Raw genomic sequence first — 14358 nt, 5'->3', positions numbered from 1 at the left:
GATGGTCCCTTCCTTGGATGATGAATGTGGCCGATTGTAGGCACATAACGGCCCATGAACAACGGCCCGCTTCCATCCGGGAGCGGGCCGCGTCGTTTCAGGCGAATATCAGGCGAATATCAGGCGAGTACAGTGCTCAGTCACGCGGCGGGCGACCGCGCCAGTAACCGGCCAGCAGCGAACCCGACAGGTTGTGCCACACCGAGAACAACGCGCCCGGCAAGGCCGCCACCGGGGTGAAGTAAAGCTTGCCCAGCGCAGCTGCCAGACCGGAATTCTGCATCCCCACCTCGATGGCCAGGGTGCGGCATACCGCTTCGTCGAAGCCGAGCAGGCGACCACCCCAGTAGCCACCCAGCAAACCCAGGCCGTTGTGCAGGATCACGCCCACCAGCACCACCAGGCCCACCGAGGCGATGCTGGCCTGGCTACCGGCAACCACCGCCGAGATGATCAGCAGGATCGCCACCATCGACACCAGCGAGAGGTAGGGTTCGATGCGGCGGATCAGGTTGCCGGCAAACAGGTTCAGCACCAGGCCCACGGCGATGGGCACCACCACGATCTGCACGATGGAGATGAGCATGGCATGCGCGTCGAAGTGGATGGAAGCGTCCACATACAGCTCCGTCAGCAGCGGCGTGGCAAATACCGACACCAGCGCCGACAGCGTGGAAATGGTGACCGACAGCGCCACGTCACCGCGCGAGAGATAGATCATCACGTTGGAAGCGGTACCGGAGGCAACGCTACCCACCAGCACCATGCCGGCGGTCAGGTCTGGCGGCATGCGCAACACCTTGGCGATGACCCAGGCGGCCAGCGGCATGACCAGGTAGTGCAGGATGATGCCGGCAGCCACCGGCGCGGGGCGCTTGATGATGCGCTTGAAGTCGTCCACCGTCAGCGTCACGCCCATGGTCAGCATGATCAGGGTGAGGAGCTGGGTGATGTACTTGCCCAGGGGCGTGAAGGTCGGTGGCGAGAAATAGGCGGCGGCGGAAAGCAGCAGCGCCCACACGGGGAAGAGGCGGGTAATCGTGGCGAGCATGTCAGGGCGGATGAATGATGGATACAGTCCTGGGACCCGATGGCAAACGTAGCCCGGGGAGCCAGGTGGCGCGAATTTTTTTATCGGGTGCGCGGATGACGCGAACGAGGAAGGAGAGATCATCGCGCCCGGGATAGGACGGCGGCCTCTTCTCGACCGGGCGCCTGGTGGGCGCGAGGGCGTGATTCTACCCGCGCAGGGCGTTTTCTGCCCGCTCCCGGGCCATGGGAACCGCTCCTATGGGGATGGATCACACTTGAAGGTCAACATCACCTTGGGCGGCATCACCCCGATCACGCCATCGGAGCGCTCACTGCCGGTCACGCGTGCGCGGCGCCCGCGCTGGCGACACCAGTCGTCGGCCTGCTGCAGGCCCTGGATGGCCACGCCCTCGTTGCCGTGCCAGCGCGAACTGGCCACCAGCAGATAGGTGTCCTTGTCGATCTGCGTGACCGGTTGCGAACTGGCGCAAGCACCCAGCAGCAGACAGATGGTCAGCACCTGGCGCGTCTTCATTGACGTTCCCCCCGAGGATTCCTGTGATGCTGGGATGGTAGCCATCGGCACGGGCCACGTCATGCATCCCTACAACTCTTTACACGCCATCCCTCCCGGCGAAAAAAACGCCGCTGACGTCAGCGACGTCCAGCGGCGTTTCCCGGGTACGGGTCGATCAGCGAGCGATCAGCGCGTGACCGGCTTGTAGCGGATGCGCTTGGGCTTGGCGGCTTCTTCGCCCAGACGCTTCTTCTTGTCGGCTTCGTATTCCTGATAGTTACCGTCGAAGAAGGTGACCTGCGAATCACCCTCGAAGGCGATGATGTGGGTCGCGATACGGTCCAGGAACCAGCGATCGTGGGAGATCACCAACACAGTGCCGGCGAATTCCAGCAGCGCGTCTTCCAGGGCACGCAGGGTTTCCACGTCGAGGTCGTTGGACGGTTCGTCCAGCAGCAGGACGTTGCCGCCCTGCAGCAGGGTCTTGGCCAGATGCAGGCGACCGCGTTCACCACCGGAGAGGTTGCCGACCACCTTCTGCTGGTCGCCACCCTTGAAGTTGAAGCGGCCCAGGTAGGCACGCGAGGGCATTTCGAAGCGGCCCACGGTGAGGATGTCGGCACCGCCGGAAACGTCCTCGAAGACCGTCTTCTTGTTGCCCAGGTCTTCACGCGACTGGTCCACCAGCGACACCTTGACGGTGGGGCCGAGCACCAGTTCGCCGCTGTCCGGCGTTTCGCGACCGGCCAGCATGCGGAACAGGGTGGACTTACCGGCGCCGTTGGGGCCGATGATACCGACGATGGCACCGGCCGGAATCTTGAAGTTCAGGTCATCGATCAGCAGGCGGTCGCCATAGCCCTTGCTGACGTTCTTGAACTCGATGACTTCATTGCCCAGGCGCTCGGCCACGGGAATGAAGATTTCCTGGGTCTCGTTGCGCTTCTGGTATTCGTATTCGGACAGTTCATTGAAGCGGGCCAGACGCGCCTTGCTCTTGGCCTGACGACCCTTGGGGTTCTGGCGTACCCATTCCAGTTCCTTGGCGATGGTCTTCTGACGCGCCGATTCGCTGGCTTCTTCCTGCTTCAGGCGGGCTTCCTTCTGTTCCAGCCAGGAGCTGTAGTTGCCCTTCCAGGGGATGCCGTGGCCACGGTCCAGTTCCAGGATCCATTCGGCGGCGTTGTCGAGGAAGTAGCGATCGTGGGTGATGGCCACCACGGTGCCGGGGAATCGCTGCAGGAACTGCTCCAGCCAGTCCACCGATTCGGCGTCCAGGTGGTTGGTGGGCTCGTCCAGCAGCAGCATGTCGGGCTTGGAGAGCAGCAGCTTGCACAGTGCCACGCGGCGCTTTTCACCACCGGAGAGCACGCCGATCTTGGCGTCCCAGGGCGGCAGGCGCAGCGCGTCGGCGGCCATTTCGAGCTGCTGGTTGAGGCTGTTGCCGTCGGCGGCGGCGATGATGGCTTCCAGGCGCGCCTGCTCGGTGGCCAGGGCATCGAAGTCGGCGTCTTCCTCGGCATAGGCGGCGTAGACGGCGTCCAGCTTGGCCTGGGCTTCGAAGACTTCGCCCAGGGCGCTTTCGACTTCCTGGCGCACGGTCTTCTCGGCGTCGAGTTGCGGTTCCTGCGGCAGGTAGCCGATGTTCAGGTTGGGCATCGGGATGGCTTCACCCTCGATTTCCTTGTCGATGCCGGCCATGATCTTGAGCAGGGTCGATTTGCCCGAGCCGTTCAGGCCGAGCACGCCGATCTTGGCGCCGGGGAAGAAGGACAGCGAGATGTCCTTGAGGATCTGCCGCTTCGGCGGCACGATCTTGCCGACGCGGTTCATGGTAAAGACGTATTGGGCCATGGTATGAGTTGCCAGTAAGAGGGAAACGATGAGCCGGTGCTCAGGCGCTGCCGGCGCCGGGCTCGGTCGAGCTTTGCGCGCGGGAGCGCATGTAGCGCCACAAGCCTTCGGCGGAGTATACCGCGAGCGCCGCCCAGATCACGCAAAAGCCGATGGCGCGGGCGCCGGTGAAGGGTTCGCCGTAGATCAGCACGCCGCCCAGCAACTGAATGGTGGGCGAGATGTACTGCATCAGGCCCAGCATGGACAGCGGGATGCGGCGCGCGCCATGGGCAAACAGCAGCAGCGGTACCACCGTGATGGGGCCGGACAGCATCAGCAGGACCTGGGCGCTGGTAGAGGCATGGGTAAAGGCATTGCTGCCGCGCACGGCATCGATGCCCAGCAACAGCAGCACCAGCGGCAGCATCAGCAGGGTTTCCAGCGACAGGCCTTCCAGCGGGCCCAGGTGGGCGGTCTTGCGCAGCAGGCCATAGAAGGCGAAGGACAGCGCGATCAGCAGCGAAATCCAGGGCAGCTTGCCGTTGGCGAAGGTCAGCCACAGCACCGCACCCAGCGCCAGCAGGACCGAGAGCCATTGCAGCGGACGCATGCGCTCCTTGAGGATCAGGTAGCCCATGAAGACGCTCATCAGGGGGCTCATGAAGTAGCCCAGGCTGGTATCGACGATGCGCCCGGCATTCACCGCCCAGACATACAGGGTCCAGTTGCCGCTCAGCAGCAGTGCCGAGAGCAGGCAACCGGCCACCACCCTGGGCTGACGCGCCACCTCCCCCAGCCAGCGCCACTGGCGCCGCCAGGCCAGCACACCCGCCAGGAACACGCAGGACCAGAACAGGCGCTGCACCACGATATCGAAGGAAGCAACCTCCTTCAACAACTTGAAGTAAAGCGGGAACAGGCCCCACAGGACGGAGGCGGCGACTGCGTGCAGCATGACGGTGACAGGAAAAAAGGAAGGCAGCCGCGACCAGCGCACATGACTACCAGGCGCAAGACTGATCGGGGCTGTGACAATCCGTCATTATTGCAGGATTCGCCTGGGGCGGCTTGCCCAGGCTCAACATGAGCCGCGTCAGCCGCGTCAGCCGCATCAGCCCAACCGCACTTCCACGCGCGTGTCCATGGCCATGACCTGGCAATCCTCGCTGGCCGCTGCGCGCTCGATCACCAGCACGTCGGCTGCGCCCACCGTGATCAGGGGGTGATGCCAGACGCCGCGCCGCAGCGTCACGCCCTGGCCGGGCTCGATCATGAAGGCGACGATGGCTGCCTCGTCGGGGGTGTCGCCACTGCCGGCCAACACCGCCAGGCAGCGACTGGCCCCCAGCGGGATGAAGCTCTGGCTGCCCAGGCAATGGCGCTCGAAGGCGCGCAGGGCATAGGGCGCCCGGTGGGTCTGCGCGTCGGTGCGGAACAGGGCCACGCAGGCGCGCCCGTCCTGCTCCTCTACATCCAGCCGGGCCACGTCATCGAAACGTTGGGTGGTGCCGAAGTTGATCTCACGCCCGGCCTCGCCCGGCGCGATCAGGTCGCCGTAGGGCGCAAAGGCCAGTGCCGTCAGCGGCTGCGCCAGCACCACCCGCGGCGTGGGCTCAGGCGCACTCATGCATCAGTCTCGCGGCATAGCGGATCAGGGAACGGTCGCTGCCGACCGGTGCGATCAGCGAGAATCCGAAGGGTGCGCCATCCAGGCGCATCAGCGGCAAGGATATCTGCGGGCAGCCCGACAGCCCGGCCAGGCAGAGCATGCGCACGGCCTGGTTGCGATAGTTTTCCAGGGACTGTTCGGAGTCGGTCAGCAGTGGCGCCACATCCGGCGCGCTGGGCAACAGCAGCACGCCATCCTGGCCCAGCAGGCGCTGGAAGACTTCGCGGAAGCCGGCGCGCACTGCACTATGCTGCTGCATCTGCTGCGGCGTGATGGTGGCCGACCAGGAGAAACGCTCGGCCACGCCCGGGCCGAGCTGGAAATCATGACGACGGATCTGCTCGCCATGGGCCTGCCAGGCTTCATAGCCCTGGATGTGGCGGAAGGCCCAGTACAGGGTATCGAAGGAAGGCGCCGCGGTCTTCACCGGTTGCGGGGTGCCGATTACGCCAGCCAGACGATCCAGCGTGTGCGAGAACACCTCCTGCACACGGGGCTCCAGCAGGGCCAGCACGTCTGCCGCCACCATGGTGCGTGGCTGCTCGGGCAGGGGCGCACTATCACGGCCCAGCAAGACCTCGCCGGCGCGGCTGAACACCCCCATGTCGCGGGCGAACCAGCCGCAGGTGTCGAAACTGCTGGCCAGGTCCATGACCCCGGCCAGCGATACGCGCCCATGCGTGGGACGCAAGCCGATCAGGCCGCAATGGCTGGCCGGCACGCGCACCGAACCGCCGGTATCGGTCCCCAGTGCCAGATCGGCCAGGTCGTTGGAGACCGCCGAGGCCGAACCGGAACTGGAGCCACCGGGAATGCGATCGGGTGCACCGCCGTTGCGCGGCGTGCCGAAGTGGGCGTTCTTGCCATTCATGGAGAAGGCCAGTTCATCGGTATAGACCTTGCCCACGAAATGGGCGCCGGCCTGCAGCAGTGCCTGCACTGCCGGCGCCGAAGAAGACTTGATGCCGGACATGGCCAGCATGTGCGGATTGCCGCAACCGGTGGGGTAGCCGGCCACATCGAAGATATCCTTCACGGCCAGGCGGACCCCGGCCAGCGGGCCGGCAGCGGCATTCTCCAGCGGCACGGGAGGATAGGGGACGAAACAGCGGGCGGAGACAGCAGCAGCGGCGTGGGCATCGGCGGTCATGCAAAGGTCCTTGTCAGGTCAGAGTGTTCGGGATAGTCGGGATGGTCGGGATGCAGGGCAGGCAGTAGCCGGCACTCAGTCGGCGAACTGTAGTTCCTGCGCACGCAGACAGCGTACCGCATGCTGCGCATCCAGTTTCAGCTCGGGGGGTTGCTGGTTCAGGCAATCCGGTCGGGCATGCGCGCAGCGTTCGGCGAAGGCACAGCCGGGCGGGAGATTGGCGAGATCCGGCGGCGCACCGGGAATGGTCTGCAGGCGCTGGCCCTTCTGCATGGCGCCATGACTGCGGCTTTGCAGCAGCGACATGGTGTAGGGATGGCGCGGCTGGGTCAGCAGCCGGGCGGCAGGTCCCTGTTCGACAATGCGACCGGCGTACATCACGGCGATGCGGTCGGCCACCTCGACGGCGGCGCCGATATCGTGCGTGACGAAGATGATCGACAAACCCAGCTCGCGCTGCAGTTCACGCAGCAACAGCAGGATCTGGATCTGCACCGTGGCATCCAGTGCGGTGGTGGGTTCATCGGCCAGCAAGACCTTGGGCGAGCACGACAGGGCCAGTGCGATCATGGCGCGCTGGCGCATGCCGCCCGACATCTCGTGCGGATAGGCATCCAGGCGGCGCTCCGGGCTGGGGATGCGCACCTTTTCGAACAGCGCCAGCGCCTGGGCGCGGGCCTCGGTCGCCGAGACCTTGCGATGGCGGCGGATGGTCTCGACGATCTGGGCGCCCACGGTATAGACCGGGTCCAGCGCCAGCAGGGGCTCCTGGAAGATCATGGCGACCGCATCGCCGCGCAGGGCCGAGAGTTCGCGCCCGTTCATGGCCAGCACGTCGCGGCCATCGACTTCCAGCCGGCCCTCGATGCGGGTGCGCGCTTCGGGATGCAGGCGCATGATGGAGCGCAGCGTGACACTCTTGCCCGAACCGGATTCGCCGATCAGCGCCACCACCTCGCCCTCGGCCAGTTCCAGGTCCACGCCGCTGACGGCGCGGATGGTCTTGCCGGGCGCCTTGAAGGTCACGCGCAGATCCTGCAGGCGCACCATGGATTGCTTGCCTTGTTCAGCCATGTTGGGGCTCCTCGATGATCATGCCGGCCTCGAAGGCGGTGGCGTCGTAACCACCGCCCGCTTCATAGCGCAGACAGGCCACGCCATGCCCGGGCGTCGCCTCGACGAAACTGGGGGCGCGCTGCTTGCAGACTTCCTGCGCGAACTGGCAGCGCGTATGGAAGCGGCAGCCGGAGGGCGGGTTGATGGGATTGGGCGGATCGCCCGCCAGCGGGGCTTCCTCGGTGCGGCGGGCAGGGTCCATGCTGGGCATGGACCGCAGCAGCGCCCGTGTGTAGGGATGGCGGGGCGCGTCGAACACCTGTTCGGCCGGACCGACCTCGACCACCTGGCCCAAGTACATGACCAGCACGCGGTCGGAGATGAAGCGCACCACGTTCAGGTCGTGGCTGATGAAGAGATAGGTCAGGCCGAACTCCTGCTTCAGGTCCAGCAGCAGGTTCAGCACCTGGGCCTCGACCGACTTGTCCAGGGCCGACACGGCTTCGTCCAGGATCACCAGGCGTGGTTCCAGGGCCAGGGCGCGGGCGATATTGACACGCTGGCGCTGGCCACCGGAGAGTTCGTGCGGATAACGTCCGGCGAAACGCTCCGGCTGCAGGCCCACACGCGCCAGCAGGCTGCGGGCGCGGGCGATGGCCTGGCGTGCCGGCAGGCCGTGCACGGTGGGCGCGAAGGCAATCGAATCCTCGATGGTCATGCGCGGGTTGAGCGAGGAATAACTGTCCTGGAACACCATCTGTGCCTGGCGCCGGAACTGGCGCAGGGGCAAGGCGCGCGAACCGACGGTCTGGCCGTCGAACACCAGCTCGCCGCTGTCCTGCTGGATCAGCTGCATCAGCACGCGGGCGGTGGTGGACTTGCCGCAGCCGGACTCGCCGACCACCCCCAGGGTTTCTCCCTTCAGGATGTCGAAGCTCACGCCATCGACGGCGCGCACGGCATTGGCCGGCCCCCGCTGGAAGGGCAGGCCCTGCTGCTTGAGCGGGAAGTGCTTGAGCAGCGCGCGCACGCCCAGCAGCGGCTGGCGCGGGCCGCCGATGTCTTGCTTGTCCTCGCTCAGGAGATGGGCAGTCAGGCTCATTGTTTGACCTCCATGGCCGAACGCAGGCCGTCGGACAACAGGTTGAAGGAAATCGACGTCACGAAGATGAAGGCACCCGGCAAGGCCGCCACCCAGGGCTGGGTATAGATGGCAGTGCGCAGGGTGTTCAACATCAGGCCCCATTCGGGCTCGGGCGGCTTCACGCCCAGGCCGAGGAAGGACAGGCCCGACGCCAGGATCATCGACACCGAGATCAGGCTGGTGGAATACACGAAGATCGGTCCCAGCACATTGCCCAGCACATGCGCCCGCACGATGGTGAAGGCGCCGGCCCCGGAGGCGCGTGCGGCATCGACATAGTCGCTGCGCCGCACCTGGGTGGTGACGCTCTCGGCGATGCGGGCGATCTGCGGCACGAAGACGATGGTCAGCGAGGTGAGCGCGTTGAAGATGCCTGCACCCAGGGCGCCGGACAGCGCGATGGCCAGCAGCACCGAGGGAAAGGCGTAGAGGATGTCGATGCTGCGCATGATGGCGGTATTGGTGAAGCCGCCCGCATAACCGGCCAGGATGCCCAGGGCGCTGCCGATCACGAAGGCCAGCAGCACCGGCGTGATCCCCATGAACAGCGACAGTCGCCCGCCCAGCAACAGGCGCGAGAACAGGTCACGTCCCAGTTCGTCGGTCCCCAGCAGGTGGCCGGCGGTACCGATGGGTTTCAGGCGCGCAAACATCGAGGTGGCGAAGGGATCACTGGGCATCACCCAGGGTGCGGCGACGGCGGCGAAGATCAGCAGCAGCAGGATGCCGGCGGCGATCATGGCACCGGGGTTGCGCACCAGGCGTGCGGCGACGTTGGCCCAGTGGCCGCGCGAGCGCCGCAGGGTAGCGCCCTGCGCATCGGCAGTGTCGAGGGCGGAGACGGGAGTGGTGAGATTCATGTCAGGCTCGCTCGATACGGGGGTCGAAGATGGTTTGCAGGATATCCACCAGCAGGTTCAACGCGACGAAGAACAGGGCCAGCACCAGGATGCTTCCCTGCAGCAGCGGCAGGTCGCGCTGGAAGATCGCCTGGTTCAGCAGGAAGCCGGTGCCTGGCCAGGAAAACACGGTCTCGATCAGGATCGAGCCACCCAGCAGGTAACCCAGCTGCAGGCCCATCACAGCCAGCGCGGTGGGGGCGGCGTTCTTGACCACATGGCGCAGCACACCGGCGTCGGACAGGCCGCGCGCCTTCAGGCCAACCACGAACTCCTGCGACAGGATGTCGGCCACCAGCGCCCGCACGGTGCGGGCGATGATGCCCATGGGGATGAAGGACATAGTGACGGCCGGCATGATCAGGTACTTCATGTGTTCCAGGTCCCACACCCACGCGCCAGAACCATCGGGCCCGGCCCCGGTGGCGGGCAGCCACATCAGCTTGGACGAGAACACGATCACCAGCACCATGCCCAGCCAGTAGTGCGGGACCGAGACGCCCACCACCGAGATGAAGGAAGCCAGCCGGTCGATCCAGGAATTGCGGAAGTAGCCCGCCACGAAACCGAACAGCGAGCCGAAGACGAAACCGATCAGGGTGGCCACGGCGGCCAGCATGAAGGTATTGCCGACCGCCTTGAACACTTCGGCGGCCACCGGCCGGCCGGTGGCGATCGAGCTGCCCAGGTCGCCATGCAGGGCGCGCCAGACCCAGCTCAGGAACTGCTCGGGATAGCTGCGGTTGAAGCCGTAGAGTTCCATCAACTGCTTTTGCAGGTCAGCCGAGGCATCCGGCGGCAGGATTGAGACCAGCGGATCACCCGGTGCGATATGGACCAGCATGAAACAGAGAAAGGCCACGCCCAGCATGATGGGCAGGGCGTAGAGGGTGCGTCGTATGAGGTAGGCGATCATGGCGGTTCCGGCGACGGGTCGGGATCAGCGGCACCAGCGCCGCAAACAGGGCAAGACAAGGGATGGTGCAGAAAACGTCAAGGTGCAAAAAACGTCAAAGTACGGGAAGCGTCAGCGGCGCCGGGTCGTGCAGGGTGGCGCCGCTGACGCGGTTCAGTCTCAGTCCATGCTCATGGTGGCGATATCGATGAACCAGCTTTGCGGCTGGACCACGCCCTTGACCTTGGCGGCGATGGCACGCGGACCGGTGTCGTGGGCCACCCAGACGAAGGGCGCCTCATCCACGATCTTGGCGTGCAACTGGGCCAGCAATGCATCACGTTGCTTGGGATCGAAGGTGGTGCGGGCCTTGGCGATCAGGGCGTCCACCTCCGGGTTGCTGTAGAAGCCCCAGTTGTTGGAGGTCGGCGGCGCAGCCTTGGTATCGACGAAACGCACCATGGCAAAGAACGGGTCCATCGAGGCGAAGCTGACGTTGATCGCATTGGCACCGTGCGCGCTCGGGTCCTTGGCGCCGATGCGCCAGTTGGTATAGAGCGTGTTCCACTCGATGACGTCGAACTGCACATCGAAGAAGCAATCCTTCAGGTTCTGCTGCATGAACTCGTTCATCGGCAGCGGTTGCATCTGACCCGAGCCGGAGGCCGAGATCTGCACCTTCACCGTCAGCGGCTTGGACGCCGAGTAGCCGGCTTCGCTCATGAGTTTCTTGCCGGCGGCAGGGTCGTACTTGATCTGGAAGCTGGGGTTGCCACGCCATGGGTGGCCGGGTTCCACGGTACCGGTAGCTTCACCCATGAGACCGCCCAGCAGCTGCTTCATGGCAGGACGGTTCACGCACAGGTTGGCGGCATGGCGCACGCGCTTGTCCAGCCAGGGCGAACCGGGGACGAAGGAGAGTTGCCACGGCCACACGTGCGGCTGCGGATTGGAATAGATCTTGAAGCCACGTGCCTTGATGGCGTCCAGCGCGTCAGGCGCCGGGGCCTCGATCCAGTCCACCTGGCCCGACATCAGGGCGGCGGTGCGCGAGTTGGCCTCGGGCAGCGGCAGCATCACCACGCGATCGATCTTGGGGCGGCGCGCCGGGTCCCAGTAGCCGTCATTCTTGACCACTTCCAGGCGCTCGCGCGGGACGAACTTGGCCATGCGGAACGGGCCGGTGCCGGACGCGTCAGCGGCGAAAGCGGCCCAGGCCTGCTTGGAGCGCTCGGCCTTGTCGGTCACCGAGGCCGGCACGGCGGCCAGCTTCTTGTCCCACTGCGCAGGCGAGGCCATGAACAGGTTGGTCAGGTTGATCGGCAGGAAGGAATCGGGCTCGGAGGTGGTCAGTTCCACGGTCAGATCGTCGATCTTCTTGGCGCCGCGCAGGGTGGGCATGCGCGAGGCAGTCACGCCGACCTGGCTGGGGTCGAACTGGGCGGCGTTCTTGTCCAGCACCTTGTTGACGTTCCAGACCACGGCATCGGCATTGAAGGCCGAACCGTCATGGAATTTCACGCCGGGACGCAGCTTGAAGATCCACTTGGTCTTGTCCTTGGCATCGACCTGCCACGACAGGGCCAGGTCGGGAATCAGTTCACTGGCCTTGTCGGCCTTGGACAGGTCCCATTGCGTCAGGCCGTCATACATGGGGATGCCGGTGAAACGGTTGCCCTCGAAGCCCTGGTCGGGCTGGCCCAGCGTGCGCGGGATGTCGCCGGCGGTCATGGCGATGCGCAACACCTTTTCGGCGTGGGCGGGCAAGGCAGCCAGACTGGCAAAGGTACCGAAGGCCAGGGTACAGGCCAGCGTCAGGGTAGCGGTCTTGGGAAATTTCATGGCAGTGCTTTCCTTGTTGAGGGACGACGATGGAAACGACAGATGAAACGCAAAGGACTTGATGGCGACCTTGCCAGGTGAGTGCGGTTGGCCGACATCAGGGCGGGGAAAAACCGAGACCGACCCGCTCGGCGGCATTGGCGATGTGTTCCTGCATGGCGCGGCGCGCACCCTCGATGTCGCCTGCCGAGATGGCCGCGGCGATGACGCGGTGCTCAACGGCGGGCGCCCAGATGCGTTCGCGATCGGCAAATGGCACGCGCAGGCTGTGGCTGATGGGACGTTCGAACTGGCGCACCACCTGGACAAAGGCGGGGTTGCCGGAGAGTTCGGCGACCAGTTGATGGAATTCCAGGTCGGCATGCGAAGCGCTGACCAGATCAAGATTCTTGAGCGCATCCTCGAAGCGGGCCTGGATGCCCCACAGGCGCGGCGTGGCATGGGCGGTGATGTGGCGCGCGGCCAGCGCGGCGGCCGCCGATTCGAGGACATGGCGCAGCTGGAACACGGCCGCCAGATCCAGTTCGGGGGCGCTGCTGTCTTCCTCGCCCACGGAGGGTAGCGGCGGTGCGATGCGACCATCCTGGCGCTCGGTGACCAGGGTGCCCTTGCCAGGCACGGAGCGGATGAAGCCCAGCGCTTCCAGCATCGACAGGGCCTCACGCAGGGACGCGCGGCTGATGCCCATCGACTCGGCCAGCTCGCGCTGGCTGGGCAGCATCTCACCGGCGGCATAGGTGCCGCTGAGAATCTGGCGCTGCAAGGTCTGTGCTGCGATATTGGGCATGCTCATGGTGGCGTCCTCGGATTGGCCTGACTGGTCAGACCGCGAAGACCTCTACAGCAACGAGCGTGCCACCTTCCCCCACGCAAGCCGCAAAGCCTTGTGCAACAAGGCCTTGGCATGCATGCAGGGAAACCGCACGAGGGCCGGCGTGCCATGCACCATGAGCGCTATTGATGCAGTGACGCACCTCATGCGTGAGGTGCCATCCCAGAAATCGGGCAGGCCGCGCCCAAAAAAGACCCGGCGCATGGCCGGGTCGCATGAGTACTACCAGCAGGATCGTGACCTTACTGGACTGCCGGTGTCACCGGCTCATGCTTGGCCACCAGGTGATACAGCAGGAAGGCGGCGATACCGCAGATGGCCATCACCGAGACCAGCGGCAAGGCGGTGCCGTCATGCCACAGGCTCATCACCACGCCGGACAACACCCCCATACCGAATTGCAGGGTCCCCATCAGCGCGGCCGCCGTGCCGGCCTGACGGCCCTGGTGCTTCAGTGCGATGGCGGTGGCGTTGGGGCCGGTGAAGCCGTAGGCGGTGAGGAAACCGAAGAAGCCGAACAGCAGCAGCGGCAGGCTTTCAAGACCCGCCAGCACCATCAGTACCACCAGCAGGGAGAGGCCGGCCGGCACCCACAGCACCTTGCCCAGCACGCGCTCGGCCGAGCGCTTGACCACCAGCCGTGCATTGATCTGCGAGGCAGCAATCAGGCCAATGGCATTGGAGGCAAACACGAAGCCGAAGTATTGCGGCTTGATGCCGTGCAATTCGATCACCACGAATGGGCCGCCGGCGATGTAGGCAAACATGCCGGCCTGCACCAAGCCACCGCACAGCACATAGGACATGAACTGGCGATGCCGCAGCAGGCCCCAGTACTGGCGCAGCGTGCGTCCCAGGTGCAACGGTTCGGCCCGGGTGACATCCACGGTTTCGGTCAGGTATTTGCGTGTACCTGCCATGCACAGCAGCCCGAAGATGGTCAGTACCACGAAGATGCCGCGCCAGCTGGCGAAGACCAGCATCAGGCCACCGATGAAGGGAGCGAGGATGGGCGCCAGGCCAAACACCAGCATCAGCATCGAGAAGGCCTTGGCCGATCCTTCCGCGCCCATGCGGTCGCGCACCATGGCCCGCGGGATCACCATGCCGGCACTGCCGCCCAGGCCCTGGAACAGGCGCAGCACGATCAGGGTCTCGATGTTCTGGGCGAAGATGCACAGCAGCGAACAGACGAAGTACAGCGCGATACCGAAGAACAGCGGCGGCTTGCGCCCGAAGCGGTCCGACAACGGGCCATAGAACATCTGGCCCACCGCCAGGCCGATCAGGAAGGAGGCCAGGGTGAGCTGCACCAGATTGGTCCCCACACCCAGGTCCTGGGCGATGGCGGTGAAGCTGGGCAGGTACATGTCGATGGCCAGAGCGCCCATGGCCGTGAGCGCGGCCAGGACTGCCAGCCATGGAGGAAATTTGCCCGTCGAGAGCGATTGATCGTTGTTGTGCATGTGGAATTGTCGAGGCAGCC

13 protein-coding genes are annotated in these 14358 nt (G+C 65.3%); all 13 read right to left on the bottom strand.

All coding sequences use genetic code 11. The features are described 5' to 3' along the window. Window positions 1-136 precede the first annotated feature (136 nt). The 13 genes from BTM36_RS17520 to BTM36_RS17455 all read right to left on the bottom strand — a co-directional run bounded on the left by BTM36_RS17520 (window position 137) and on the right by BTM36_RS17455 (window position 14338). A complete protein-coding gene (locus BTM36_RS17520; protein WP_077237294.1) occupies window positions 137-1051 on the bottom strand; it encodes a bile acid:sodium symporter family protein in 915 nt (304 codons plus the stop codon). A 237-nt stretch (window positions 1052-1288) separates the two neighbouring features. Continuing rightward, complete coding sequence (locus BTM36_RS17515; RefSeq protein WP_006464610.1) at window positions 1289-1567, bottom strand: hypothetical protein; 279 nt, start codon at window positions 1565-1567, stop codon at window positions 1289-1291. A gap of 168 nt (window positions 1568-1735) precedes the next feature. Further along, window positions 1736-3403 carry an energy-dependent translational throttle protein EttA gene (gene ettA / locus BTM36_RS17510; protein WP_077237293.1) on the bottom strand — a complete coding sequence of 556 codons (1668 nt, stop codon included), beginning with the start codon at window positions 3401-3403 and terminating at the stop codon, window positions 1736-1738. 40 nt (window positions 3404-3443) lie between these two features. Then, a complete protein-coding gene (gene rarD / locus BTM36_RS17505) occupies window positions 3444-4340 on the bottom strand; it encodes an EamA family transporter RarD (RefSeq protein ID WP_077237305.1) in 897 nt (298 codons plus the stop codon). Window positions 4341-4496: 156 nt separating this feature from the next. Beyond that, entirely contained in the window at window positions 4497-5012 is a 516-nt protein-coding gene (locus tag BTM36_RS17500) for an ureidoglycolate lyase (protein ID WP_174616873.1), read from the bottom strand. Beyond that, complete coding sequence (locus tag BTM36_RS17495) at window positions 4999-6204, bottom strand: amidase (protein ID WP_077237291.1); 1206 nt, start codon at window positions 6202-6204, stop codon at window positions 4999-5001. Before BTM36_RS17495 ends, BTM36_RS17500 begins: the two co-directional genes overlap by 14 nt. 75 nt (window positions 6205-6279) lie before the next feature. After that, a complete protein-coding gene (locus BTM36_RS17490; protein WP_077237290.1) occupies window positions 6280-7278 on the bottom strand; it encodes an ABC transporter ATP-binding protein in 999 nt (332 codons plus the stop codon). Then, window positions 7271-8362, bottom strand: a complete 1092-nt coding sequence (locus BTM36_RS17485; RefSeq protein ID WP_077237289.1) for an ABC transporter ATP-binding protein — start codon at window positions 8360-8362, stop codon at window positions 7271-7273. The genes BTM36_RS17490 and BTM36_RS17485 overlap by 8 nt, the downstream gene beginning before the upstream one ends. Beyond that, window positions 8359-9264, bottom strand: a complete 906-nt coding sequence (locus BTM36_RS17480; RefSeq protein WP_077237288.1) for an ABC transporter permease — start codon at window positions 9262-9264, stop codon at window positions 8359-8361. The genes BTM36_RS17485 and BTM36_RS17480 overlap by 4 nt, the downstream gene beginning before the upstream one ends. Window position 9265: 1 nt before the next feature. Continuing rightward, window positions 9266-10219 (bottom strand): ABC transporter permease, encoded by a 954-nt coding sequence (locus tag BTM36_RS17475; protein WP_006464618.1) that lies wholly within the window; start codon window positions 10217-10219, stop codon window positions 9266-9268. A gap of 159 nt (window positions 10220-10378) precedes the next feature. Continuing rightward, the gene (locus BTM36_RS17470) at window positions 10379-12040 is read right to left on the bottom strand and encodes an ABC transporter substrate-binding protein (protein ID WP_077237287.1); all 1662 of its coding nucleotides are present in this window, start codon (window positions 12038-12040) and stop codon (window positions 10379-10381) included. A 97-nt stretch (window positions 12041-12137) separates the two neighbouring features. Next, window positions 12138-12833 (bottom strand): FadR/GntR family transcriptional regulator, encoded by a 696-nt coding sequence (locus BTM36_RS17465; protein WP_006464620.1) that lies wholly within the window; start codon window positions 12831-12833, stop codon window positions 12138-12140. Window positions 12834-13114: 281 nt separating this feature from the next. Then, window positions 13115-14338 (bottom strand): Bcr/CflA family multidrug efflux MFS transporter, encoded by a 1224-nt coding sequence (locus BTM36_RS17455; protein WP_077237285.1) that lies wholly within the window; start codon window positions 14336-14338, stop codon window positions 13115-13117. Window positions 14339-14358: the final 20 nt, after the last annotated feature.

The sequence above is a fragment of the Herbaspirillum sp. VT-16-41 genome, assembly GCF_001994935.1.
Lineage (GTDB): Bacteria > Pseudomonadota > Gammaproteobacteria > Burkholderiales > Burkholderiaceae_D > Herbaspirillum > Herbaspirillum frisingense.
This window is presented reverse-complemented; position numbering and strand designations above follow the sequence as displayed.